The organism is Streptomyces sp. SJL17-4, from assembly GCF_036826855.1.
Lineage (GTDB): Bacteria > Actinomycetota > Actinomycetes > Streptomycetales > Streptomycetaceae > Streptomyces.
Window position 1 is genome coordinate 5,355,926 of the sequence record NZ_CP104578.1, and the last position, 25,647, is coordinate 5,381,572.

Sequence of the window (25,647 nt, forward strand, 5' to 3'; positions counted from 1 at the left end):
TGAGTGGCGTCGTAGGGGCAAAGCCCGTGCGGCGCCATTGCCTTGTCCTAGAGTGGGCGCCATGCCGGCCGGCACCGACCATCTCTGTATCCGGCCCCGCGGAGTGTTCCGTGGGGCCGTTCTGACGTTGGTCTTCGCCGGGGTCCTGGCCACCGCCGCCGCCACCGGCTCGCTGCCCCGGCAGGAGCCCGCCGCCGGGCGCGCGGAGGCGACCCTGCGCACGGGGGAGGGGGCACGTGACTCCGCGACGGTCGACAGCGCCGCCCTGAACCGGGCCGCCGCCGACGCGATGGCGGACGGCAAGTCGGGCAAGCAGGCGGCCGAGGAGTTCGTCAGCCGCAGTGGAGACCGCTGGGGCGCGGTGTACGACAAGCGGGAGTACGCCGAGTTCGAGCAGGCCCTCGACGGCACCTACACCGGCGTGGGGCTCTCCGCCGGCCGGGCCGCCGACGGCAGGGTCCGGGTGACCCGGGTGCAGAGCGGCGGCCCCGCCGCACGGGCCGGACTCCGGGCCGACGACCGGCTCGTCTCCGTCGACGGCCGCCCGGTCGACGGCCTCTCGGTCTCCGAGGTCGTCGCCCTCCTGCGCGGCGACGGCGTACTCGGCTCCACCGTGGCCCTCCGGGTCGAGCGCGGCCGCGCCGCCTGGACCGAGACCCTGCACCGGGCCCGGCTCGCCACGGACCCGGTCTCCGTCCGCCGTCTCGACGACGGGACCCTGCTGATCCGCGTCGCCGCCTTCACCAAGGGCGCGGGCACGCGCGTGCGGGACGCGGTACGGGCCGCCCCCGCCGGCTCCGGAGTCCTCCTGGACCTGCGGGGCAACGCCGGCGGCCTGGTCGCGGAGGCCGCCACGGCGGCCTCCGCCTTCCTCGACGGCGGTCTGGTCGCCACGTACGACGTGGAGGGCGAACAGCGCGCCGTGTACGCGGAGGGCGGCGGCGACACCGGCAGGCCCCTGGTCGCACTGATCGACGGCGGCACGATGAGCGCGGCCGAGCTGCTCACCGGCGCCCTCCAGGACCGGGGCCGGGCCGTCACGGTCGGCTCGCGCACCTTCGGCAAGGGTTCGGTCCAGATGCCGAGCACCCTGCCGGACGGCTCCGTCGCCGAGCTGACCGTCGGCCACTACCGCACCCCGGCCGGGCACGCCGTGGACGGCCGGGGCATCACCCCCGACCTGACCGCCGGGGAACGGGCGGAAGAACGGGCGAAGACGGTATTGAGTGGCCTCGGAGGGGGCTCGTAGTGCGAAAATGAGCGCACTATGGCAAAGGGACTCGTGAACGTGCAGGGCAAGCCTGCGAAGAAGAACCAGGACAAGGCGCCCGAGCGCAAGATCATCGCGCAGAACAAGAAGGCGCGCCACGACTACCACATCGTCGACACGTACGAGTGCGGTGTGGTGCTCATGGGCACCGAGGTGAAGTCGCTGCGGATGGGCCGCGCCTCGCTGGTCGACGGCTTCGTGCAGATCGACAACCATGAGGCGTGGCTCCACAACATCCATGTGCCCGAGTACATGCAGGGCAGCTGGACCAACCACTCGGCGAAGCGGAAGCGCAAGCTGCTGCTGCACCGCGAGGAGATCGACAAGCTGGAGTCGAAGTCGCAGGAGACGGGTCACACGATCGTGCCCCTCGCGCTGTACTTCCTGAACGGCCGGGTCAAGGTCGAGATCGCGCTCGCCAAGGGCAAGAAGGAGTTCGACAAGCGTCAGACCCTGCGCGAGAAGCAGGACACCCGCGAGACGAACCGGGCCATCGCGGCGGCCAAGCGCAAGCAGCGGGCGGCCCAGGCCGCCTAGCCACCACGGCGCTGCCCGGCAGGGCGGCGCGGTCGCGGGTAATACGCTGGCGACAGCGCCCGTCGGTCACGTACGATGGGCCGTGCCTGCCCCGCAGGGGGTGCGCACTTTGAAAAATCAACATGGGGATGATCGGTTTCGACAGCGGATACCGATGCAGGGGAAGCGTGTCGAGGAAGCGGCAATGATCTCGTTAACCATATGTCGCAACCAATAATCGCCAACTCCAAGAGCGATAACTCCCGCTTCGCCCTCGCTGCCTAATTTTAGGTAACGACAAGAAGCCTCTGTGAGGAGCGTCAGCCCGGGGGTGGTCCCGACCCGGATCCTGGCGTCATTTAGGGATCTAAACTTCTCACCCCGGTCACGGGGGTGAGAAGGAAATCAAACAGTGACTGAGCCCGTCGGAGACTTGTCCGTGTGATCTCCGGGGCTGAGAAACTCGTAGCGGACTGCGCACGGAGAAGCCCTGTTTCCGTACCGTTGGACGCGGGTTCGATTCCCGCCATCTCCACCGAGCGTCCGGGAGGCCTGGCCCCTCGGACACCTCATCCCATGTGGGCGAAGGCCCGGCAGTCATCAGACTGCCGGGCCTTCGTCATGCCCGGGCGCCCACCCTGGTCGCCGCGCAGAGGGCGAGGGCCAGGGCCGCCGCTGTGGCCGGGACCAGGAAGCCGAAGGAGGCGAAGGGGGCGTGGTCGGCGGCCCAGCCGCCGGTGGCGGAGCCGGCCGCGATGCCGCCGAGGAGGGCGGTCACGGCCAGCGTCATGCCCTCGTTGAGCTGGGACGCCGGCGTCAGGCGTTGCACCAGGCCCATGCCCGTCACCATCGTCGGAGCCGTCGCCATGCCCGCGAGCAGCAGCCCGCCGGCGAGGGCGAGCAGCGAGCCGGTCGAGGCGGCCAGCAGCGGCATCGTCATGAGGACGGCCATCGCGGCCAGGCAGGTGCGGAGCCGGACCGTGCGGTGGGCGCGGCCGTAGAGGAGGCCGGCCGCGAACGAGCCCGCGGCCTGGAGGGCCAGCACCGGACCGGCGACGGGGCCGTCCACGTACGCCACGGTCACCACCTCCATGGAGCCGAAGACCGCGCCGGTGGCGAGGAAGACCGCGAGGAGCGGGGCCATGCCGGGGACCCGCAGCGGGGAGCCCGTGGCGGTACGGGGGGAGACCGGCGGCTCGGTGGAGCGCTGGGCGGCGAAGATCAGGACGCCGGTGAGGAACAGGGCGGCGCCGACGAGGGTGCCGGCCTCGGGGAAGAGCGTCGAGCAGAGCAGCGCGGCGACGACCGGGCCGAGCATGAAGCAGAGCTCGTCGGTGGCCTGCTCGAAGGCGTTCGCGGTGTGCAGGGCGTCCCGGTCGCCCTTGAGGAGATGGGCCCAGCGGGCCCGGGACATGCCGCCCGTGTTGGGGGAGGTGGCGGTGAGCGCGGTGGTGGCGAACAGGGCCCAGACGGGGGCCTTCTCATGGACGCAGAGCAGCAGGACCAGATGGCCGAGGACCGCGTACGCGGTGGCGGGGACCGCGATCCGCGCCTGGCCGTACCGGTCGACGAGCCGGGCGATCCAGGGGGCGGTGAGGGCGCCGGCGGCCATGCCGGTCGCGGTCACACCGCCCGCGAGGGCGTACGAGTCGTAGGCCGCCGCGATCATGATCACGGCGCTGACGCCGAACATGCCCATGGGGAGCCGGGCGATCAGATTGCCGACGGTGAAGGCGCGGGTGCCGGGGAGCGTGAAGAGGCGGAGGTAGGGGTTGCGGGGGGTGTGCGGGGTGTGGGCGGGGCTGCTGGGGACGGCGGTGTGCCGGTCGCGGTAGCGGGGGGCGAGGGTGGGGCCCGCCGGGGTGAGGGTGAGGTCCGGTTGCGGCATGGATCAAGGCTCGCCGGAGGGGGGCGGGTGGGTCCAACACCTGTTCGGTGGCCATTCACGCAGCTGTGTTGTTAAATGCGGCGGTGCGCTTCTCAGTACCTTCCCCCATGCCGGCGGCCGTCGCGCCGCGCGACATCGACCCCCGTCTCCTGCGCGCCTTCACCGCCGTCGCCGAGGAGCTTCACTTCACTCGCGCCGCAGCCCGCCTCTACGTCGCCCAGCAGGCCCTCAGCCGTGACATCCGGCGCCTGGAGCGCGAGCTGGGCGTCGAGCTCTTCGTACGGACCACCCGGCAGGTGTCCCTCACGCCCGACGGTGAGCGCCTCCTGCCGTACGCGCTCCGGGTGTTGGCCGCCCACGACGAGCTGACCGAGGCTTTCCGGGCCGCGCCCCGGCCCCTCCTCGTCGACCTCAACAGCCCCGGCCTCGCCCCCGAGGAGGTCCTGCGCCGGGCCCGTGAACTCGCCCCGGACCACGAGCTGATGGCCCGCTACGAGAGCGGACTCACCGGCGCCGTACGGGAGATGCTCGCCGGACGGCTCGACACCTCCTTCGGCCGGTACGGCGGCCTCGACGCCGGGCTGCGGGCGCGGCTCGACTCCCAGTTCGTGCGGTACGAGCGGATGGCCGTGCTCCTCCCCGACGACCACCCGCTCGCCGCCCTGCCCGAGGTGCCGCTCGCCGCTCTCGCCGGGGAACGGATCTACGCGGGCGCGGGGAACGACCGGACACCCGAGTGGACCGACCTCGCCGCCCGGCTCTTCGCCGGGCGCGGCATCGAGATCGCGCCACCCGCGCCGCTCGCCGTCGGCAAGGAGGAGTTCCGCCGCATCATGGCCAAGCACCGCAACCCGGTGCTCGCCGTCGTCGACTTCCCGCCCATGCCGGGTTCTGTGCTGCGGCCGCTCGTCGACCCCGTACCCCTGTCACCCGTGAGCCTCGTGTGGCGCAAGGGGCTGCGCCATCCCGCTCTGGACGCGCTGCGGACCGCGGCCGCCGAGATCGGCGCCAGGGAGGGCTGGCACCACCGTCCGGCCGGGTCCTGGCTGCCGGAGGGGGAGCCGGGGCTGCCGGGCGCCTGAGGGCGGCTGCCCGGGGCGGCACGCATCGGGACCCGGTCACGTCCACCGGTAGGACCCGGCGCTGTGAGCCCGGCTCCAGCGCCCCGGAGGGGAACCGAGCCTTAAAAAAGGGGGCGCTCACAGGGGCCTCGCGCTCCGGGTGAGAGCAAGGTTCCGCTGACGTCACCTCGCGGCACCGGGCCGAAACGCGGCCTCCCTAGCGTCGGGGACAGGTGGACCGGGGCTGTGGACGCCCCAGGACCCGACACCCGCGGAGGTACGACATGGGCGGCCGGTGGATCGAACGGTGGGAGCCGGAGGACGAGACCTTCTGGCGCGAGACGGGGGAGCGGATCGCACGACGGAACCTGCTCTACTCCGTCATCTCCGAGCACATCGGCTTCTCCATCTGGAGCCTGTGGTCGGTCATGGTGCTCTTCATGGGGCCGCAGTACGGCGTCGACCCGGCCGGCAAGTTCTTCCTGATCGCGACCGCGACCTTCGTCGGCGCGCTGATCCGCATCCCGTACACCTTCGCCGTCGCCCGCTTCGGCGGCCGTAACTGGACGGTCTTCAGCGCCCTGCTGCTCCTGCTGCCCACCGGCTTCGCCTTCGCGGTGATGGAGCCCGGGACCTCGTACACGACCTTCGTCCTGGTGGCGGCGCTCACCGGCGTCGGCGGCGGCAACTTCGCCTCCTCCATGACCAACATCAACGCCTTCTTCCCGCTCCGGAAGAAGGGCTGGGCGCTCGGGCTCAACGCGGGCGGCGGCAACATCGGCGTCCCCGTCGTCCAGCTCGTCGGCCTGCTCGTCATCGGCACGGCGGGCGCCATGCACCCGAGGATCGTGCTCGGCGTCTACCTGCCGCTGATCATCATCGCCGCCGTCTGCGCCGCGCTCTTCATGGACAACCTCGCCCCCGTGAAGAACGACACCGGGGCCGCGAAGGAGGCCGTCCGGGCCCGCCACACCTGGATCATGGCCTTCCTGTACATCGGCACCTTCGGCTCCTTCATCGGCTACAGCTTCGCGTTCGGCCTCGTGCTCCAGACCCAGTTCGGCCGCACCCCGCTCCAGGCCGCCTCGCTCACCTTCATCGGCCCGCTGCTCGGCTCCCTCATCCGGCCCGTCGGCGGCTCCCTCGCCGACCGGCACGGCGGCGCCCGCATCACCCTGGGGACCTTCGCCGCGATGGCCGCCGCGACCGGTGTGGTCATCTACGCCTCCGTGATCGAGTCCCTCACCGTGTTCCTCGTCGGCTTCATCGGCCTCTTCGTCCTCAGCGGCCTCGGCAACGGCTCCACGTACAAGATGATCCCGGCGATCTTCCTCGCCCAGGGGCACCGCAAGGGCCTCGCCGGAGAGGCCGCCGAGGCCTACGGGCGGCGCCTCTCCGGGGCCGCGATGGGCCTCATCGGCGCGGTCGGGGCGCTCGGCGGCCTCGGCATCAACCTCGCGTTCCGGCAGTCCTTCCAGACCTCCGGCACCGGCACGGCCGCCTTCGTCGCCTTCCTGGCCTTCTACGCGGCCTGCATGGTCGTCACCTGGGCGGTATACCTTCGAGCTCCGGCCACGGTCCCCTCCACGGTCCCGGAGCACGCCGGGGACGTCACCGAGCCGGAGACCCGGCCCGGCTACGCGAAGGTGTGATGTCAGGTGCCCGGCGCGGACCGTAACGACCAGGAAATACGGGCGAACCGAGACCGTCACGCGTCCCCGTCAGGCTCTGACCCCATGGACGAGCAGCAAGAACACGGCCCCGCCGCCGGGCCCCTCGCCGGCTTCACGGTCGGCGTCACCGCGGCGCGACGCGCGGACGAACTCATCGCGCTGCTGCGCCGGCGCGGCGCGGCCGTCGTCCACGGCCCCGCCCTGCGGATCGTGCCCCTGGCGGACGACACCGAACTCCTGGCCGCCACCAAGGAACTCATCGGTCACGCCCCGGACGTCGTCATCGCCACGACGGCGATCGGCTTCCGGGGCTGGGTCGAGGCGGCCGAGGGCTGGGGCTGCGGGGAGGAGCTCCTCGCCGTCCTGCGGGACGTCGAGCTCCTCGCCCGGGGACCCAAGGTCAAGGGAGCCGTACGGGCCGCCGGACTCACCGAGTCCTGGTCGCCCGGATCGGAGTCCATGGCCGAGGTCCTCGACCGGCTCCTCGGCGAGGGCGTCGCGGGCCGCCGGATCGCGATCCAGCTGCACGGGGAGCCGCTGCCCGGCTTCGTGGAGTCGCTCACAGCCGGGGGCGCGGAGGTCGTCGGCGTCCCCGTCTACCGCTGGATGCCGCCGGAGGACAGCGGGCCGCTCGACCGGCTCCTCGACGGCGTCCTGTCCGGGGGCCTGGACGCGGTCACCTTCACCAGCGCGCCCGCCGCGGTGTCGCTGCTGTCGCGGGCCGAGGAGAAGGGCGTACGGGCCGAGCTCGTCGCCGCGCTGAGGCACGACGTCCTCGCGGTGTGCGTGGGGCCCGTGACGGCGCTTCCGCTCCAGGCCGAGGGCATCGACACGTACCAGCCGGAGCGGTTCCGGCTCGGACCACTCGTCCAGCTCCTCTGCAAGGAGCTGCCGGCCCGCTCACGGGTCCTGCCCGTGGCGGGCCACCAGGTGGAGGTCCGCGGGCACGCCGTCCTCGTCGACGGCCTCCTGCGGCCCGTCCCGCCGGCCGGCATGGCCCTCCTCGGGCTCCTCGCCCGCCGCCCCGGCTGGGTGGTCTCGCGCGCCGACCTGCTGCGCGCGCTGCCGGGCGCGGGGCGGGACGAGCACGCGGTGGAGACGGCGATGGCGCGCCTGCGGGCGGCCCTGGGCACGCCGAAGCTGATCCAGACGGTGGTGAAGCGGGGGTACCGGTTGGCGCTGGACGCGGCGGCGGACGCGAAATACGACGACTAGGCCGCGCCGCCGCCCGCACCCACCGCCGTGTGGGCAATCGTCCCGCGGGGCGGGACGGGTGGGCACACGGGACGGCGCCCTCTGGCGGCGCCTCCGCCCTTTGTGCCTGGGCCCGCACCACCAGCGCAGCGCGCACCCGGTGCGGGTTCAGGCGCGGAAGCCTAGGCCCGGCAAGGGGCGCCGTCCGTTGTGCCCACCCGTTCCGCCCCTGGGGGTCCCCTGGACGAAGTCCTTGGGGGAGGAACGAATGCCCACAACGAGGGCGGGCGGGTGGGCTCCGGCCTGGGCGCAGGCCCACAACGTGGGGGTGCGGGGGTGGGCTGCGTTCGGGTGGGCCGCGACGGCGCGTGGGGGTGGCTGGTGGTTGTTGGGGGTCGGACGGGGAGCTCGCCTGACACGGTGCCTTCCGGTGGCGTACGCTCGACGGCTGCCCAGTGCACGTCAGAAGGGGGCCTTAGGTGGCCGCGCAGGAAGCCGTGGACACGGTCAGAGACCGTGAGATCGGTGTCGAGCAGGAACATCTGGATCACGTCTACCGCCGACTGGAGGAGAAGATCCACGAGGCGGAGTTCCTGATGAACGACGCCGCCCAGCGGGGCCAGGTCGGCACGCCCGGCGCCCTCGCCGAGCGCGACGCCCAGGTCTTCCGGGCCGGCATCCACCTCAACCGGCTCAACAACGAGTTCGAGGACTTCCTCTTCGGCCGGATCGATCTGCTGGAGGGGAAGGACGGGAAGAAGGGGCCCGACGGGGCCTACACCTCCGTCGAGCCCGCCGAGGACGCCGTACGGCCCGACAACACCGCCGAGATCGGCGAGACCCTCCACATCGGCCGGATCGGCGTCCTCGACTCCGACTACGCGCCGCTGGTCATCGACTGGCGCGCACCAGCCGCCGCGCCCTTCTACCGGTCCACGCCGGTCGAGCCGGGCCGGGTCGTACGGCGCAGGGTCATCCGTTCCAAGGGCCGCCAGGTCCTCGGCGTCGAGGACGACCTGATGCGTCCCGAGCTCCGGGCCACCCTGGACGGCCGCGAGCTGCCCGTCATCGGCGACGGCGCCCTGATGGCCGCCCTCGGCCAGGCCCGCAGCCACACGATGCGGGACATCGTCTCCTCCATCCAGGCGGAGCAGGACCTCGTCATCCGCGCGCCCGCCGCCTCCGTCACGTACGTCGAGGGCGGGCCCGGGACGGGGAAGACGGCCGTGGCCCTGCACCGGGCCGCGTACCTGCTCTACCAGGACCGGCGGCGGTACGCGGGCGGCATCCTGATCGTCTCGCCGACCCCGCTCCTCGTCTCGTACACCGAGGGCGTCCTGCCCTCCCTGGGCGAGGAGGGGCAGGTCGCGATCAGGGCCGTCGGCAGTCTCGTCGACGGCGCCGAGGCCACCGCCTACGACGATCCGGCCGTCGCCCGGATCAAGGGCTCCTCGCGGATGCTCCACGTGCTCCGCAAGGCCGCCCGTGGCGCCCTGGAGACCCCCGCGCCGAAGGTCCAGCTCGAACTGGGGGAGGAGGAGGCCTCAACTCCCGCCGGCACTCCGACGCGGCTCCGCGTCGTCGCCTTCGGCCGCCGTCTCGAGCTGGAGGCCGACGAACTGCGGCGCATCCGGCACAACGTCCTCGGCGGCACCACCCCCGTCAACCTGCTGCGCCCGCGCGCCCGCCGTCTGCTCCTGGACGCGCTGTACGCCAAGTCGGGCGCGGTCGGCCGGCACAGCGACCCCGAGCTCGCCGCCGAACTGCGCTCCTCCTTCGACGAGGACGTGTCGACGGAGGACTCGTTCCTCGGGTTCCTCGACGCCTGGTGGCCCGAACTCACCCCCCGCCGGGTCCTCGAGGCGATGGCCGACGAGCGCCGGCTGGGCCGCTGGGCCCGCCGCATCCTCAACCCGGGCGAGGTCCGGCGGCTCGCCCGTTCGCTGCGCCGCACGGAGCTGTCCGTTCACGACGTGGCGCTCCTCGACGAGTTGCACACCCTGGTCGGGGCCCCCGCCCGGCCCCGGAAGAAGCGCGAGTACGACCCGCTCGACCAGCTCACGGGCCTGGAAGAGCTCATGCCCGTACGGGAGGAGACCCAGCGCGAGCGGGCCGAGCGGCTCGCCGCGGAGCGCACCGAGTACGCGCACGTGATCGTCGACGAGGCGCAGGACCTCACGCCCATGCAGTGGCGGATGGTCGGGCGGCGCGGCCGGCACGCCACCTGGACGGTCGTCGGCGACCCGGCGCAGTCGTCCTGGTCGGACCCGGACGAGGCGGCGGCGGCCCGCGACGAGGCCCTCGGGTCCCGGCCGCGGCGCCGTTTCGAGCTGACCGTGAACTACCGGAACCCGGCCGAGATCGCCGAGCTCGCGGCCAAGGTGCTCGCCCTCGCCATGCCGGGCAAGGAGTCGCCGCGCGCGGTCCGCTCGACGGGCGTCGAGCCCCGTTTCGTACCGGTACGGGAGACGGCGGGGAAGCCCGACCTGGCCGAAACTGTTCGGTCCGAGGCACGGCTGCTCCTGGAGCGGGTCGAGGGCACCGTCGGTGTCGTCGTCGCCATGAACCGGCGTCAGGAGGCGGCCCGCTGGCTGGCCGAGCTGGGCGACCGGGTCGTGGCGCTCGGCTCCCTGGAGGCGAAGGGCCTGGAGTACGACGCCACGGTCGTCGTCTCGCCCGCGGAGATCGCGGACGAGTCCCCGGCCGGTCTGCGGGTCCTCTACGTGGCCCTCACCCGGGCGACGCAGCAGCTCACGGTGGTCGCGGCGGCGGCCGACATGCCGGACGAGGCGGGGGTCCCGGATCTGCTGAGGGACTGATCCCGAGGAGGGCCCCGGGGAGCGGGAGACGCCGATTTCAGGTCAACCTGTGGCGCTGGAATCACCGACCAGGGTGGTTTGTTAGCCTTGTCGTGGCACCGGCTCGATCCAAGCCCCCGGGCCCAACCTTCGTCCCTCAGAGGGACCACTTGCCGCGAGGCGAGCATGGCGGGTCGGTGCCACTTAGACGTACATACGAAGTTGAGGCCCCAGGTCACCTCAGGTGACGGGGGCCTCTTCTGCTTCTCCGGCATCTCTCGTATGGTGGAAACTACTTTCCGAAAACAAAATGACCGCATTACCTGCTACCGACAGGTAGGTGCGACCATCGGAGGGCGCCGCCGGGCAACCAGCCGGGGCGGCGTAGCAACGAAGCTCAGGGAAAGCAGAGGAACTCGGCCATGGCAACGGCGCCCAGCGTCTCGTACTCGATGACGGTCCGGCTGGAGGTTCCCGCGAGCGGAACCGCGGTCTCCCAGCTCACCACGGCGGTGGAGTCCCACGGCGGATCCGTCACCGGCCTCGACGTGACCGCCTCCGGCCACGAGAAGCTCCGTATCGACGTCACCATCGCCGCGACCTCCACCGCGCACGCCGACGAGATCGTCGAGCAGCTGCGCACCATCGAGGGCGTCGTCCTCGGCAAGGTCTCGGACCGTACGTTCCTGATGCACCTCGGCGGCAAGATCGAGATGGCGTCCAAGCACCCCATCCGCAACCGTGACGACCTCTCCATGATCTACACCCCGGGTGTCGCCCGGGTGTGCATGGCGATCGCCGAGAACCCCGAGGACGCCCGCCGCCTCACCATCAAGCGCAACACCGTCGCGGTCGTCACCGACGGCTCCGCCGTCCTCGGCCTCGGCAACATCGGCCCGATGGCCGCCATGCCGGTCATGGAGGGCAAGGCCGCCCTGTTCAAGCGCTTCGCCGACATCGACGCCTGGCCGCTCTGCCTCGACACGCAGGACACCGACGAGATCGTGGCGATCGTCAAGGCGATCGCCCCCGGCTTCGCGGGCATCAACCTGGAGGACATCTCCGCGCCGCGCTGCTTCGAGATCGAGGCCCGGCTGCGCGAGGCCCTCGACATCCCCGTCTTCCACGACGACCAGCACGGCACGGCCATCGTCGTCCTCGCCGCCCTGACCAACGCGCTCCGCGTGGTCAACAAGGGCATCGGCGACGTACGGGTCGTCATGTCCGGTGCCGGCGCGGCCGGTACGGCCATCCTCAAGCTGCTGATCGCGGCGGGCGTGAAGCACGCCGTCGTCGCCGACATCCAGGGCGTCGTGCACGCGGGCCGCGAGGACCTCGTGGACGCCCCGGCCGACTCGCCGCTGCGCTGGATCGCCGACAACACCAACCCCGAGGGCGTCACCGGCACCCTCAAGCAGGCCGTGGTCGGCGCGGACGTCTTCATCGGCGTCTCGGCCCCGAACCTGCTGGGCGCGGACGACGTCGCCGCGATGGCGGAGGGCGCGATCGTCTTCGCACTCGCGAACCCCGACCCGGAGGTCGACCCGGCCGCCGCGCGCCTGACGGCCGCCGTCGTCGCCACCGGCCGCTCGGACTTCCCGAACCAGATCAACAACGTGCTGGTCTTCCCGGGTGTCTTCCGCGGTCTCCTCGACGCCCAGTCCCGTACCGTCAACACGGAGATGATGCTGGCGGCGGCCACCGCCCTCGCCGACGTCGTCACCGAGGACGAGCTGAACCCGAACTACATCATCCCGTCGGTCTTCAACGACAAGGTCGCGGGCGCGGTCGCCGGAGCCGTGCGCAACGCGGCGAAGGCGGCGGCCGGCGGCCCGGCGGCGACCGGCCGCTGACGGCGCGTCGCGATTCGCGGAGCCGTAAACCCGCCTTTAGGGTGGCTTTTCGGCTCCGCATGGTTTTCGCGGAGTCGACAGAACGTCACCACCACGGGGCGCTGGCGCTTTTCGTGTGACCCCAGGGGGTGCCGGATTGGCGTTCCCGCCGCTGGTGGGGGCAGGATGCGTGTTTGGGCGCGAGGGTCTGTCATTAGACCCGGGTCCGGGGACTGTCCGAAGGCCCTGGCAGCATCGGCTTCGCTGTACCCAATCACGCGGCTTCCGCCGCGTGGCACGCCTCACAGGCAAGAAGAACACGGGAGTAACAACATGAACCGCAGTGAGCTGGTGGCCGCCCTGGCCGACCGCGCCGAGGTGACCCGCAAGGACGCCGACGCCGTGCTGGCCGCTCTCGCCGAGACCGTCGGTGAGGTCGTCGCCAAGGGCGACGAGAAGGTCACCATCCCCGGCTTCCTGACCTTCGAGCGCACCCACCGTGCCGCTCGCACCGCTCGTAACCCGCAGACCGGCGACCCGATCGACATCCCGGCCGGCTACAGCGTGAAGGTCTCCGCGGGCTCGAAGCTCAAGGAAGCCGCCAAGGGCAAGTAAGGCCGACAAGGCCGCGTAAGGCAGCCTGGAGGCACAGAAAGGGCGGCCACCCTGTCAGGGGGTGGCCGCCCTTTCGTTCGCCCGTGTGCGGGCCCCTCAGGGCCCGCACACGGGCTACGCCGTCACGGGCGTCACACCAGCGCGCTGCCGGGGAGCTCGACCTTGGCGCCGAGCTCGACGAGCTTCTCCATGAAGTTCTCGTAGCCGCGGTTGATCAGCTCGATGCCGTGCACCCGGGAGGTGCCCTGCGCCGCGAGCGCCGCGATCAGGTACGAGAAGCCGCCGCGCAGGTCGGGGATGACCAGATCGGCGCCCTGGAGCTTCGTCGGGCCGGACACGACCGCCGAGTGCAGGAAGTTCCGCTGGCCGAAGCGGCAGTCGGAGCCGCCGAGGCACTCGCGGTACAGCTGGATGTGTGCGCCCATCTGGTTGAGCGCGGAGGTGAAGCCGAGCCGGGACTCGTACACCGTCTCGTGGACGATGGAGAGGCCGGAGGCCTGCGTCAGGGCCACCACCAGCGGCTGCTGCCAGTCCGTCTGGAAGCCGGGGTGCACGTCCGTCTCCAGGTGGATCGCGTTGAGCGAGCCGCCCGGGTGCCAGAAGCGGATGCCCTCGTCGTCGATCTCGAAGGCGCCACCCACCTTCCGGTAGGTGTTGAGGAAGGTCATCATCGAGCGCTGCTGGGCGCCGCGCACGTAGATGTTGCCCTCGGTCGCCAGCGCCGCGGACGCCCAGGAGGCCGCCTCCAGGCGGTCCGGGAGCGCCCGGTGGGTGTAGCCGTCGAGGCGGTCGACACCGGTGATCCGGATGGTCCGGTCGGTGTCCATGGAGATGATCGCGCCCATCTTCTGCAGCACGCAGATGAGGTCCTCGATCTCGGGCTCCACGGCGGCGTTCGACAGCTCGGTGACGCCCTCGGCGAGCACCGCCGTCAGCAGCACCTGCTCGGTCGAACCGACCGAGGGGTACGGCAGCCGGATCTTGCAACCGCGAAGACGCTGCGGGGCCTCCAGGTACTGCCCGTCCGCCCGCTTCTCGATGGTGGCGCCGAACTGGCGCAGCACGTCGAAGTGGAAGTCGATGGGCCGGCCGCCGATGTCGCAGCCGCCCAGGCCCGGGATGAAGGCGTGGCCGAGGCGGTGCAGCAGCGGGCCGCAGAAGAGGATCGGGATGCGCGACGAGCCGGCGTGGGCATCGATGTCAGCGACGTTCGCGGACTCGACGTGCGTCGGGTCGAGGACGAGCTCGCCGGGCTCCTCACCCGGACGGACCGTCACGCCGTGCAGCTGGAGCAGTCCGCGGACGACGCGGACGTCACGGATGTCGGGAACGTTGCGCAGGCGGCTCGGGCCGCTGCCGAGCAGGGCGGCGACCATCGCCTTGGGCACGAGGTTCTTCGCGCCGCGGACGCGGATCTCGCCCTCCAGCGGGGTTCCGCCATGGACGAGCAGTACATCATGGCTGTCTGTGCCGGTCATGAATCTCGCGTTCCGGTGGGGGTCCCCCCCGCGCAGCTAGGGGGAGGTCGGTCGGGTGGCCAGTGAAAAGGGTAAGGGGCCATGAGACCTCTCTTGGGTGCGCCGGGGGGCCTGTCAGATGTAATGAATTCGGCACAACACCCTCTGTTCCCGTGATCTTGCGGAGCGTCACCGTCCGCTTGTGTCGCCCAAGCGCCGGTACGGGCCCGCCCCCTCCCCTCTGAACTGCGACGGTCGGCGAGTTCCGGACATCGCGTCCCTCCGTACCCTCCGAGACCCCCCGCGAACGCCGAAGATGCGAGATCATGTGTCGCATGACCGAGGTGTCCTCGCTCACAGGACGGCTGCTCGTCGCCACCCCCGCCCTCGCGGACCCGAATTTCGACCGCGCGGTGGTGCTGTTGCTCGACCACGACGACGAGGGCTCGCTCGGCGTGGTCCTCAACCGGCCGACGCCGGTGACCGTCGGCGACATCCTCGCCCCCTGGGCCGGTCTCGCCGGCGAACCGGGTGTCGTCTTCCAGGGCGGCCCCGTCTCCCTCGACGCCGCCCTCGGCGTCGCCGTGATCCCCGGCGACGAGGGGCCGCTCGGCTGGCGGCGGGTGTACGGGGCGATCGGTCTGGTCGACCTGGAGACCCCGCCCGAGCTGCTCGGACCGGCCCTCGGCTCGCTGCGGATCTTCGCCGGGTACGCGGGCTGGGGCCCCGGCCAGCTGGAGACCGAGCTGGGCGACGGAGCCTGGTACGTGGTCGAGTCGGAGCCCGGCGACGTCTCCTCGCCGCAGCCCGAGACCCTCTGGCGGCAGGTGCTCCGGCGGCAGCGCGGCGAGCTCGCGATGATCGCGACGTACCCGGACGATCCCTCCCTCAACTGAGGGCCCCGGCTTTCAGTACCCTTGGCGGTTATGAGCACTCTCGAGCCCGAGCGCGGGGCAGGTACGGGAACCCTCGTCGAGCCGACGCCGCAGGTGTCCCACGGTGACGGCGACCACGAGCGCTACGCCCATTACGTCCAGAAGGACAAGATCATGGCGAGCGCCCTCGACGGTACGCCCGTCGTGGCGCTGTGCGGAAAGGTCTGGGTGCCGGGGCGCGACCCCAAGAAGTACCCGGTCTGTCCGATGTGCAAGGAGATCTACGAGTCCATGGGCGCCGGCGGTGGCGACAAGGACAAGGGCGGCAAGGACAAGAAGTAGCGGTGTCCTGACCGCGGTGTCCTGACCTCTCGGAACGTCGGGGACGGCCCCCGTCACACGTACTTCGGTACGGGTGACGGGGGCCGTTTCGCGTTTTCAGGTGGTCGAGACCTCTTGTCCGGTCGGTGGAGGCGCGCCTAACCTCACGCGTGTTGTGCAGCGCGAAACGATCGTTGCACATGTTGCAACGCACGCACTTGGAGGGGAACCGCAATGAAACTTCCTGCCGGCGTCACCGCCCGTGTCACCGCCCCGGCCGCCGCACTCCTGCTGGCCGGCCTCACCGTCACCGCCTGCGCGCCCCAGACGTCCGACGGCAAGGCCACGACGGACGAGAAGACCGGCACCCTGCGGGTCTGGCTCTTCCAGGAGGTCGGCAACAAACCCAAGGAACAGGTCGTCGCGCAGGCCGTCGCCGCCTTCGAGAAGCAGCACCAGGGCGCGAAGGTCGAGGTCGAGTACATACCCGTGGAGACCCGCGCCCAGCGCGTCAAGGCCGCCTTCAACGACCCCAAGTCCGCCCCCGACCTCATCGAGTACGGCAACACCGACACCGCCGGATACGTCAAGGACGGCGGACTCGCCGACATCAGCACCGAGTTCGGCGCCTGGGACGAGGCCAAGGACACCGACCCCACAGCCAGGCAGTCCGTCACCGTCGGCGGAAAGGTCTACGGCGCCCCGCTGTTCGTCGGCGTCCGCGCCCTCTACTACCGCACCGACGTGTTCGAGGAACTCGGCCTCACCGCCCCCAAGAGCCAGGCCGAACTCGTCGCCACCGCCAAGAAGATCCGCAAGGCCGAACCCGAGCTGTACGGCATCGCCGTCGGCGGCGCCTACACCTACGGCGCCATGCCCTTCGTCTGGGCGGCCGGCGGCGAACTCGCCACCGCGAACGGCGCCACGTACAAGGCCGCCGTCAACAGCGAGGCCGCCCTCAAGGGCATCAGCACCTACACCTCGCTCTTCGGCGACGACAACTGCCCCGCGGCCAAGTGCGCCCAGATGGGCGGCAACGCCACCGTCACCGCCTTCGCCTCCGGCAAGGCCGCCATGGCCATCGGCGGCGACTTCAGCCACGCCGCCGTCGAGGCCGGCACCGTGAAGGGCAAGTACGCCGTCGTCCCGCTGCCCGGCACCACCCCCGGCTCCATCGCCCCGGCCTTCGCCGGCGGCAACAACATCGGCGTCCTCAAGAGCACCTCGCACCGCAGCCTCGCCGTCGACCTCCTCAAGTCCCTCACCGGCAAGGAGACCCAGGGCAAGCTCTTCGACGCGATGGGCTTCCTCCCCACGTACACCGACGTCCGGACCGCCGCCGCCCAGCGAAAGCCCTTCGTGAAGCCCTTCATCGACACCCTCGGCGCCGGCACCAAGTTCGTCCCGGCGTCCCCCGGCTGGGGCCGGATCGACGCCTCGCTCGTGCTGCCCACGATGTTCCAGGAGGTCGTCAGCGGCCGTAAGGACGTCAAGGCGGCGGCCGACGACGCCGCGAAGAAGATGGACGCGGCCTTCGCGCCGGCGGGCTGAGCCGCATGACGACCCAGCTCACCGTCACCGGGAAGCGGCCCGGCGCGACCGCGCCCCCGGCCGCCCGGCCGGCCCGCCGCGGCGGCCCCAGGGGCCACCGCCCCTGGACCCCCTGGCTGTACCTGCTGCCCGCCCTCGCCGTCCTCGGCGGACTCCTCGTCTACCCCGTCTACCAGCTCGGCCTGATCTCCTTCCTGGAGTACACCCAGGCCCAGGTCAGCGGCGGCGAACCCACCTCCTTCAAGGGCTTCGGCAACTACACGACCCTCTTCGCCGACCCCCAGTTCTGGCAGGTCCTCCTCGCCACCGTCCTCTTCGCCGCCGCCTGCGTCGTCACCACGCTCGCCGCCGGCTGCGCCCTCGCCGTACTCCTCACGCGCGTGCGTGCCCTGCCGCGGTTCGTCCTGATGATGGCCGCGCTCGGCGCCTGGGCCACGCCCGCGATCACCGGCTCCACGGTCTGGGTCTTCCTCTTCGACCCCGACTTCGGCCCCGTCAACAAGCTGCTCGGGCTCGGCGACTTCTCCTGGACGTACGGGCGGTACAGCGCCTTCGCCCTCGTCCTCCTCGAAGTCGTCTGGTGCTCCTTCCCGTTCGTGATGGTCACCGTCTACGCGGGCATCAAGGCCATCCCGTCCGAGGTCCTGGAGGCCGCCGCCCTCGACGGCGCCTCGCAGTGGCGGATCTGGCGCTCGGTCATGGCGCCCATGCTCCGGCCCATCCTGGTCGTCGTCACGATCCAGTCGATCATCTGGGACTTCAAGGTCTTCACCCAGATCTACGTGATGACCAACGGCGGCGGCATCGCCGGCCAGAACCTCGTCCTCAACGTGTACGCCTACCAGAAGGCCTTCGCCTCGTCCCAGTACAGCCTGGGCTCGGCGATCGGCGTCGTCATGCTGCTGATCCTGCTGGCCGTGACGCTGGTCTACCTGCGCCTGCTGCGACGCCAGGGAGAAGAGCTGTGACCACATTCCGCATCAGGCGGCCCGCGCGACCCGGACGCCTCGCCGCCGAGGCCGTCACCCTGCTCGTCGCCGCCGCCGTCGCCTTCCCGCTGTACTGGATGGTCCTCTCGGCCTTCAAACCGGCCGGTGAGATCCAGTCCACCGCACCGCGGCCGTGGACGCTCTCCCCGTCCCTCGACTCGTTCCGGCGCGTCTTCGAACAGCAGGAGTTCGGCCGCTACTTCCTGAACTCGCTGATCGTGGCGGGCACGGTCGTCCTCGCCTCCGCGCTCATCGCCTTCCTCGCGGCGACGGCCGTCACCCGCTTCCGCTTCAGGTTCCGGACGACCCTGCTCATCATGTTCCTGGTCGCCCAGATGGTGCCGGTCGAGGCCCTCACCATCCCGCTGTTCTTCCTCATGCGGGACGCCGGCCAGCTCAACACCCTCGGCTCGCTGATCCTGCCGCACATCGCCTTCTCGCTGCCCTTCGCGATCTGGATGCTGCGGGGCTTCGTCAAGGCGGTGCCGGAGGCACTGGAGGAGCAGGCCCAGATCGACGGGGCGAGCCGCACCCGGTTCCTGTGGCAGATCCTCTTCCCGCTGGTCTTCCCCGGCCTCGTCGCGACGAGCGTCTTCTCGTTCATCTCGACCTGGAACGACTTCCTCTTCGCGAAGTCGTTCATCATCAGCGACACCTCCCAGTCGACCCTCCCCATGGCCCTGCTCGTCTTCTTCAAGCCCGACGAGAACGACTGGGGAGGCATCATGGCCGGCTCGACCGTGATGACCGTCCCGGTGCTCGTCTTCTTCGTACTCGTACAGCGCCGCCTGGTCTCGGGCCTCGGCGGAGCGGTGAAGGACTGACGTGATGACCACTGACCCGTACCCCGGCACGGACCTGATCCCGGCACCGCTCCTCCAGGAGGTACGCGGAGACTCCCCGGGCTGCTTCTCGCTCGACGAGCGGACCACCCTCGACGCCGGACCCGGCACCGGCTCCACCGCCCGCTGGCTCCGCTCCGTCCTCGGCGCCGCCACCGGCCTGCCGTTGGCCGACGGCGCCGGCCCGCACGCCATCCGGCTGCGCGTCAGCGAGGCCGTGGAGCGGGAGCACGGCCCCGAGGGCTACCGCCTCAGCACGGAGGACCCCGACGCCGCCGTCGTCATCGAGGGCGGCGGCCCCGCCGGGGTGTTCTGGGGCGCCCAGACCCTCCGTCAGCTCCTCGGCCCGGAGGCGTACCGCAGGGCGCCCGTGAGCGGCGGCGGCCGGGACCTCCCGTACGTCACCGTCGAGGACCGGCCCCGCTTCGGCTGGCGCGGCCTCATGCTCGACGTCTCCCGGCACTTCATGCCCAAGGACGACGTCCTGCGCCACCTCGACCTCCTCGCCGCCCACAAGCTCAACGTCTTCCACTTCCACCTCACCGACGACCAGGGCTGGCGCATCGAGATCAAGCGCCACCCCCGGCTCACCGAGGTCGGCTCCTGGCGGGCCCGCAGCAAGTGGGGCCACCGGGCCTCGCCCCTCTGGGACGACACCCCGCACGGCGGCTTCTACACCCAGGACGACATCCGCGAGATCGTCGCGTACGCCGCCGACCGGCACATCACCGTCGTCCCCGAGATCGACCTCCCCGGCCACTCGCAGGCAGCCATCGCCGCGTACCCCGAGCTCGGCAACACCGACGTCGTCGACACCGCCGCCCTCACCGTCTGGGACACGTGGGGCGTCAACCCCAACGTCCTCGCCCCCACCGAGACCGTCCTGCGCTTCTACGAGGGCGTCTTCGAGGAGGTCCTCGACCTCTTCCCCTCGACCTTCGTCCATGTGGGCGGCGACGAGTGCCCCAAGGACCAGTGGAAGGCCTCCCCGGCCGCCCAGGCCCGCATCAAGGAACTCGGGCTCGCCGACGAGGACGAGCTCCAGTCCTGGTTCATCCGCCACTTCGACCGCTGGCTCACCGCCCGCGGACGGCGGCTCATCGGCTGGGACGAGATCCTGGAGGGCGGCCTCGCCGACGGCGCGGCCGTGTCCTCCTGGCGGGGATACGGGGGCGGGATCGCCGCCGCCGAGGCCGGCCACGACGTCGTCATGTGCCCCGAGCAGCAGGTGTACCTGGACCACCGTCAGGCGCCGGGCGAGGACGAACCGATGCCCATCGGCTACGTCCGCACCCTGGAGGACGTCTACCGCTTCGAGCCCGTCCCGCCGGGCCTCTCGCCGGAGGCCGCCGCCCACATCCTGGGAACCCAGGCCAACGTCTGGACCGAGGTGATGGAGAACCGGTCCCGAGTCGACTACCAGGTCTTCCCGCGCCTCGCCGCCTTCGCCGAGGTCGCCTGGTCCGCGCTGCCCGCGCCGGAGGCGCGCGACTACCCGGCCTTCGCACGCCGGATGCACACCCACTACGCGCGCCTGGACGCCCTCGGCGTGGACTACCGCCCGCCCGCCGGACCCCATCCCCGGCAGCAGCGCCCGGGGGTGGTCGGCCGCCCCCTGGAGGGCACGCCCCCGATCGTGTGAGGGACCCGACATCCCCCTTCACCCAAGAGCGGCGAAACGGAAGTTACCGTCACTCGACGGGGCGTCCCGGACGGAACAGTCCTTCGCGGGCCCTCGCGCCGGACCGCTCGGAAGATGTGCCAGAGTTGCCACGTCCGGCCTGTGAGCACGTACGGTACGCCCACACGCAGGCGCGACCGCCGGGCACATTCGGGGACCACCGGGACACCGGGAAGGGGCAGCGGGTTGACCACGCACGCACCACAGACGGCGCAGTCCGTGACGCTGCCCGCCTCGCTCGACGAGGCCGTGGCGGCGCTCACGGCCATGCCGGCCGCCGTCCCCGTCGCCGGTGGCACCGACCTGATGGCCGCCGTCAACAAAGGGCAGCTCCGCCCCGCCGGACTCGTCGGTCTGAGCCGCATCAACGAGATCCGCGGCTGGCAGTACCAGGACGGCCACGCCCTCCTCGGCGCCGGCCTCACCCACGCGCGCATGGGCCGCCCCGACTTCGCCGCCCTCATCCCCGCCCTCGCCGCCGCCTCACGCGCCGCCGGACCACCCCAGATCCGCAACGCGGGCACCCTCGGCGGCAACGTCGTCACCGCCGCGCCCACCGGCGACTCGCTTCCCGTCCTCGCCGCCCTGGAGGCCGACCTCGTCGTCCTCGGGCCGCTCGGCAGCCGCGAGATCCCCGTCTCCCACCTGCTCGCCGGCCGCGACCTGCTGGCCCCCGGCGAGCTCGTCGCCTTCGTCCGCGTCCCCCTGCTCCACGCCCCCCAGGTCTTCGTCAAGGCCACCGGCCGCACCGGCCCGGCCCGCGCCACCGCCTCCGTCGCCGTCGTCCTCGACCCGGCCCGGCGCGGGGTGCGCTGCGCGGTCGGCGCCGTCGCGCCGATGCCGCTGCGCCCGCTGGAGGCCGAGCGCTGGATCGCCTCGCTGGTCGACTGGGACAACGACCGGGGGCTCGCCCCCGAGGCGCTCGCGGCGTTCGGCGAGTACGTCGCCGCCGCCTGCATCCCGGACCCGCCGGGCGACGAAGTGTTGCCCCCGGCCGTACTGCACCTGCGGCGCACCGTCGCCGCACTCGCCCGACGGGCACTGGGGAGGGCACTGTCATGAGCGACGCGCACGAGGGCGGGACGGGCGGCTGGGAGCCGATCCCGCAGAGCGAGGGGTACGACGGCGACGCCACCGCCTTCGTCCAGCTGCCGCCGGACTTCATGCTGGACGGGGTCCCCCTGGAGGCGCCCGGTCACGGCTACGTACCGCCGATGATCACCCCGCTGCAGCCGCTCGACCCGGCGACGACGGACCCGTCGGCGACGGGCGCCTGGACGGTCCACGTACCGACGCAGGCGGAGCAGACGCAGTACTTCGACGGCACGGAGTACGCCGAGCAGGGCGGGCCGTACGAGCAGGGCGGCTCGTACGAGCAGGGCGGCCCGTATGAGCAGGGCGGCTCGTACGAGCAGGGCGCCGCCTTCCAGCAGGCGGAGCAGTTCCAGCAGGGGGCGGGCGAGTACGCCGAGCAGGCGGGTCAGGGCGGGTACGCCGGGCCTGCGGCCGGGCGGGTGCCGGGGCGTCCTTCCGGCCACACCGCCGGTCTCAGCGCGGGTCTCAGCGCGGGCCACACCGCCGGGCAGACCGCTGGGCACACCGAGTACGTCGAGCACACCGAGCACACCGAGCACACCGAGCACACCGAGTACGTCAAGCACGTCGAGCAGGACCCGCACGCGACCGCCGAGTGGCGCTTCACGGAGGAGGCGGCGCCCGACGCGGCCGGGGAGCCGAGCGACTTCGCGGCCTCGGCCATCAGGCCGTACGCGGAGGCGCCCGCGACCCTGCCGGGCGGAGCACCGGCGCCGTGGGCGGTTCCGGAGGAGCCGGTTGCGGAGGCCGCGGAGGTCGAGGCCGTCGCGGAGGCTGCGGAGGAGCCGGGCGCGAGCCCGGAGACCGAGCCGACGGAGCCACAGGGGCCCTTGGAGCCGTCCGAGACGGCGGAGACGGCTGCGCCGGCCGCGCCGGCCGGGACGGAGGCTCAGGAGGCGGGCGGTGAGTCGGGTGCGGCCGACGCGTCCGACCCGACGCCGGAGCCGGAGCCCGAGCGCGAGCCCCGGCCCGAGAGCGAGCACGCTCCGGCGGAGGGGTCCGCCGACGCCGCAGCCGATGCTGCCGGTGCCGCTGATCCCGCTGATCCCGCGCCGAGCGCGAGCGCCTACGCCTCCACCGACAGCGACGAGCATCCCCACACCTCGTACACCCTCCGGGTCAACGGCGCCGACCGGCCCGTCACCGGCTCCTGGATCGGCGAGTCGCTGCTCTACGTCCTGCGGGAGCGCCTCGGCCTCGCCGGGGCGAAGGACGGCTGCTCGCAGGGCGAGTGCGGCGCGTGCAACGTGCAGGTCGACGGCCGGCTCGTCGCCTCCTGCCTGGTCCCGGCGGCGACCGCCGCCGGGAGCGAGGTGCGGACGGTCGAGGGCCTCGCGGTCGACGGGGAGCCCTCGGACGTGCAGCGGGCGATGGCGAAGTGCGGCACCGTCCAGTGCGGCTTCTGCATCCCAGGCATGTGCATGACCGTGCATGACCTCCTGGAGGGCAACCACGCCCCCAGCGAGCTGGAGACCCGCCAGGCGCTCGCGGGCAACCTGTGCCGCTGTTCCGGCTACCGGGGCGTCCTCGAAGCCGTACGGGACGTCGTGTCCGAGCGCGAGGCGAGCGCCGCGGCCACCGCGTCCGAGGCCGCCGACGAGCCCCGGGTCCCGCACCAGATTCCCCACCCGCACGACGGAGGCATGGCGTGAGCGACGCGATCACCGCCGTTCCCACGATCCCGGTCCTGGACACCACCCCCGGGACCCTGGGTCAGGAGCCGGCCGCGCACGGCCTCGGCACCTCGCTTCCGCAGGCCGAGGCGCGGGCGAAGACCGAGGGCACCTTCCCGTACGCCTCCGACCTGTGGGCCGAGGGACTGCTCTGGGCCGCCATCCTGCGCTCCCCGCACCCCCACGCGCGCATCGTCTCCGTCGACACCAGCGCGGCGACCGCCATGGCGGGCGTACGGGCCGTGGTGACGGCCGCGGACGTGCCGGGCGCGGCGACGTACGGCCGACGGGTCGCCGACCGGCCGGTGTTCGCCGCCGACCTGGTCCGGCACCACGGCGAGGCGATCGCCGCCGTCGCCGCCGACCACCCCGACACGGCCCGGCTCGCGGCCGCCGCGATCGCCGTCGAGTACGAGGTGCTCGACCCGGTGACGGACCCGGAGAAGGCGTTCGCGGCCGAGGCGCTGCACCCCGACGGGAACCTGATCCGGCACATCCCGCTGCGCTTCGGAGACCCGGACGCGACGGGCGAGATCGTCGTCGAGGGTCTGTACCGGATCGGGCGCCAGGACCCGGCGCCGATCGGTGCCGAGGCGGGCCTGGCCGTACCGCGCCCCGACGGCGGGGTGGAGCTCTACACCGCGTCGACCGACCCGCACACCGACCGCGACCTGGCCGCCGCCTGCTTCGGCCTTCCGCCGGAGCAGGTCAAGCTGGTGGTGACGGGTGTCCCGGGCGCCACGGGCGACCGCGAGGACCCGGGCTTCCAGATCCCGCTGGGCCTGCTCGCGCTGCGTACCGGCTGCCCGGTCAAGCTCACCGCCACGCGCGAGGAGTCCTTCCTCGGGCACGCCCACCGGCACCCCACCCTGCTGCGCTACCGGCACCACGCGGACGCGGAGGGACGGCTGGTGAAGGTGGAGGCGCAGATCCTGCTCGACGCGGGCGCGTACGCCGACTCCTCGTCGGAGTCGCTCGCGGCGGCCGTGGCCTTCGCCTGCGGCCCGTACGTCGTCCCGCACGCCTTCGTCGAGGGCTGGGCGGTCCGTACGAACAACCCGCCGTCCGGCCATGTGCGGGGCGAGGGCGCGATGCAGGTGTGCGCGGCGTACGAGGCGCAGATGGACAAGCTGGCGGCGAAACTGGGCGTGGACCCGGCGGAGTTGCGCATGCGGAACGTGATGTCGACGGGCGACATCCTGCCGACGGGCCAGACGGTGACGTGCCCGGCGCCCGTGGCCGAACTCCTGGCCGCCGTACGCGACTTCCCGCTCCCTGCCCTGCCCAAGGACACTCCCGAGGGTGAGTGGCTGCTGCCCGGCGGCCCCGAGGGCGCGGGCGAACCGGGCGCGGTGCGACGGGGCGTGGGCTACGCGCTGGGCATGGTGCACATGCTGGGCGCGGAGGGCACCGACGAGGTCTCGACGGCGACCGTGCGGGTCCAGGACGGGGTGGCGACGGTCATCTGCTCGGCGGTGGACACCGGTTCGGGCTTCTCGACGCTCGCCCGCCAGATCGTGCAGGACACCCTCGGCATCGACGAGGTCCACGTGGCTCCGGTGGACACCGACCAGCCGCCGGCGGGACCTGCGGCTCACGGCCGCCACACCTGGGTCTCGGGCGGGGCGGTGGAGCGGGCCGCGAAGATGGTCCGTACGCAGCTTCTCCAGCCGCTGGCCCACCAGTTCGGCATGTCGACGGAGCTCCTCCAGATCACCGACGGCAAGATCACCTCGTACGACGGGGTCCTGTCGACGACCGTCACGGAGGCGATGGACGGCAAGGAACTCTGGGCCACGGCCCAGTGCCGCCCGCACCCGACGGAGCCCCTCGACGACTCAGGCCAGGGCGACGCGTTCGTAGGCCTGGCGTTCTGCGCGATCCGCGCGGTGGTCGACGTGGACATCGAACTCGGCGCCGTACGCGTCGTGGAGATGGCCGTCGCCCAGGACGTCGGCCGCGTCCTCAACCCGGCCCAGCTCGCCACCCGCATCGAGGCGGGCGTCACCCAGGGCGTCGGCGCGGCCCTCACGGAGAACCTCCGCACCGCCCGGGGCCTGGTCCGCCACCCCGACTTCACGGGCTACGCACTCCCGACATCCCTGGACGCCCCGGACATTCGCATCGTGAAACTCGTCGAAGAACGGGACGTCGTCGCGCCGTTCGGCGCGAAGGCGGCGAGCGCGATCCCTGTCGTCACCTCACCCGCCGCAGTGGCCTCAGCGGTACGCGCGGCGACGGGCCGCCCGGTCAACCGCCTCCCGATCCGCCCCCAGGCAGCGGTGGCCGTGCCCAATTCGTAACCCTGTGATGTCC

19 protein-coding genes and 1 other RNA gene are annotated in these 25,647 nt (G+C 72.1%); 18 read left to right on the top strand and 2 right to left on the bottom strand.

Features of this window, described 5'->3' with window-relative positions; all coding sequences use genetic code 11:
• The first annotated feature begins 61 nt into the window (after positions 1-61).
• The 3 genes from N5875_RS24075 to ssrA all read left to right on the top strand — a co-directional run bounded on the left by N5875_RS24075 (position 62) and on the right by ssrA (position 2,324).
• Positions 62-1,249, top strand: coding sequence for a S41 family peptidase (locus N5875_RS24075; protein WP_338495893.1), 1,188 nt, complete (start codon positions 62-64; stop codon positions 1,247-1,249).
• A gap of 18 nt (positions 1,250-1,267) precedes the next feature.
• Positions 1,268-1,807 carry an SsrA-binding protein SmpB gene (gene smpB / locus N5875_RS24080; protein WP_318210065.1) on the top strand — a complete coding sequence of 180 codons (540 nt, stop codon included), beginning with the start codon at positions 1,268-1,270 and terminating at the stop codon, positions 1,805-1,807.
• Positions 1,808-1,931: 124 nt separating this feature from the next.
• Positions 1,932-2,324: a transfer-messenger RNA gene (gene ssrA / locus N5875_RS24085) on the top strand.
• Between the two features lie 81 nt (positions 2,325-2,405).
• Here the strand turns inward: ssrA and N5875_RS24090 are convergent.
• Positions 2,406-3,674 carry an MFS transporter gene (locus tag N5875_RS24090; protein ID WP_338495894.1) on the bottom strand — a complete coding sequence of 423 codons (1,269 nt, stop codon included), beginning with the start codon at positions 3,672-3,674 and terminating at the stop codon, positions 2,406-2,408.
• 107 nt (positions 3,675-3,781) lie between these two features.
• Here N5875_RS24090 and N5875_RS24095 point away from each other — a divergent pair, with 107 nt between their 5' ends.
• The 6 genes from N5875_RS24095 (at position 3,782) to N5875_RS24120 (ending at position 12,847) form a co-directional block, all read left to right on the top strand.
• The gene (locus N5875_RS24095) at positions 3,782-4,756 is read left to right on the top strand and encodes a LysR family transcriptional regulator (protein ID WP_318210063.1); all 975 of its coding nucleotides are present in this window, start codon (positions 3,782-3,784) and stop codon (positions 4,754-4,756) included.
• A gap of 263 nt (positions 4,757-5,019) precedes the next feature.
• Entirely contained in the window at positions 5,020-6,387 is a 1,368-nt protein-coding gene (locus N5875_RS24100) for a nitrate/nitrite transporter (RefSeq protein ID WP_318210062.1), read from the top strand.
• 84 nt (positions 6,388-6,471) lie between these two features.
• Entirely contained in the window at positions 6,472-7,623 is a 1,152-nt protein-coding gene (locus N5875_RS24105; protein ID WP_318210061.1) for a uroporphyrinogen-III synthase, read from the top strand.
• Between the two features lie 458 nt (positions 7,624-8,081).
• On the top strand, positions 8,082-10,421 hold the full coding sequence (locus N5875_RS24110; RefSeq protein ID WP_338495896.1) for a UvrD-helicase domain-containing protein: 2,340 nt from the start codon (positions 8,082-8,084) through the stop codon (positions 10,419-10,421).
• Positions 10,422-10,822: 401 nt separating this feature from the next.
• The gene (locus N5875_RS24115; RefSeq protein ID WP_318210059.1) at positions 10,823-12,253 is read left to right on the top strand and encodes an NAD-dependent malic enzyme; all 1,431 of its coding nucleotides are present in this window, start codon (positions 10,823-10,825) and stop codon (positions 12,251-12,253) included.
• A gap of 312 nt (positions 12,254-12,565) precedes the next feature.
• Positions 12,566-12,847, top strand: a complete 282-nt coding sequence (locus N5875_RS24120; RefSeq protein WP_015033921.1) for an HU family DNA-binding protein — start codon at positions 12,566-12,568, stop codon at positions 12,845-12,847.
• Positions 12,848-12,978: 131 nt separating this feature from the next.
• Here N5875_RS24120 and murA read toward each other — a convergent pair whose 3' ends face one another.
• Positions 12,979-14,325, bottom strand: a complete 1,347-nt coding sequence (gene murA / locus N5875_RS24125) for a UDP-N-acetylglucosamine 1-carboxyvinyltransferase (protein ID WP_318210058.1) — start codon at positions 14,323-14,325, stop codon at positions 12,979-12,981.
• Between the two features lie 314 nt (positions 14,326-14,639).
• On the opposite strand from murA, the gene N5875_RS24130 reads away from it, so the two are divergent.
• The 9 genes from N5875_RS24130 (at position 14,640) to N5875_RS24170 (ending at position 25,634) form a co-directional block, all read left to right on the top strand.
• On the top strand, positions 14,640-15,200 hold the full coding sequence (locus N5875_RS24130) for a YqgE/AlgH family protein (protein WP_030324470.1): 561 nt from the start codon (positions 14,640-14,642) through the stop codon (positions 15,198-15,200).
• A 30-nt stretch (positions 15,201-15,230) separates the two neighbouring features.
• Complete coding sequence (locus tag N5875_RS24135) at positions 15,231-15,521, top strand: DUF3039 domain-containing protein (protein WP_318106551.1); 291 nt, start codon at positions 15,231-15,233, stop codon at positions 15,519-15,521.
• A 213-nt stretch (positions 15,522-15,734) separates the two neighbouring features.
• The gene (locus N5875_RS24140; protein WP_338495905.1) at positions 15,735-17,051 is read left to right on the top strand and encodes an extracellular solute-binding protein; all 1,317 of its coding nucleotides are present in this window, start codon (positions 15,735-15,737) and stop codon (positions 17,049-17,051) included.
• Between the two features lie 5 nt (positions 17,052-17,056).
• Positions 17,057-18,019: a sugar ABC transporter permease gene (locus tag N5875_RS24145; RefSeq protein ID WP_338495908.1), complete on the top strand. Its 963-nt coding sequence runs from the start codon at positions 17,057-17,059 to the stop codon at positions 18,017-18,019.
• Positions 18,016-18,864 (top strand): carbohydrate ABC transporter permease, encoded by an 849-nt coding sequence (locus N5875_RS24150; RefSeq protein WP_338495911.1) that lies wholly within the window; start codon positions 18,016-18,018, stop codon positions 18,862-18,864. Before N5875_RS24145 ends, N5875_RS24150 begins: the two co-directional genes overlap by 4 nt.
• Positions 18,865-18,868: 4 nt before the next feature.
• Complete coding sequence (locus N5875_RS24155; protein WP_338495913.1) at positions 18,869-20,524, top strand: beta-N-acetylhexosaminidase; 1,656 nt, start codon at positions 18,869-18,871, stop codon at positions 20,522-20,524.
• 225 nt (positions 20,525-20,749) lie between these two features.
• A complete protein-coding gene (locus tag N5875_RS24160) occupies positions 20,750-21,625 on the top strand; it encodes an FAD binding domain-containing protein (protein WP_030324484.1) in 876 nt (291 codons plus the stop codon).
• A complete protein-coding gene (locus tag N5875_RS24165) occupies positions 21,622-23,310 on the top strand; it encodes a (2Fe-2S)-binding protein (RefSeq protein WP_338495915.1) in 1,689 nt (562 codons plus the stop codon). The genes N5875_RS24160 and N5875_RS24165 overlap by 4 nt, the downstream gene beginning before the upstream one ends.
• A 26-nt stretch (positions 23,311-23,336) precedes the next feature.
• The gene (locus tag N5875_RS24170; protein WP_318210200.1) at positions 23,337-25,634 is read left to right on the top strand and encodes a molybdopterin cofactor-binding domain-containing protein; all 2,298 of its coding nucleotides are present in this window, start codon (positions 23,337-23,339) and stop codon (positions 25,632-25,634) included.
• Positions 25,635-25,647: the final 13 nt, after the last annotated feature.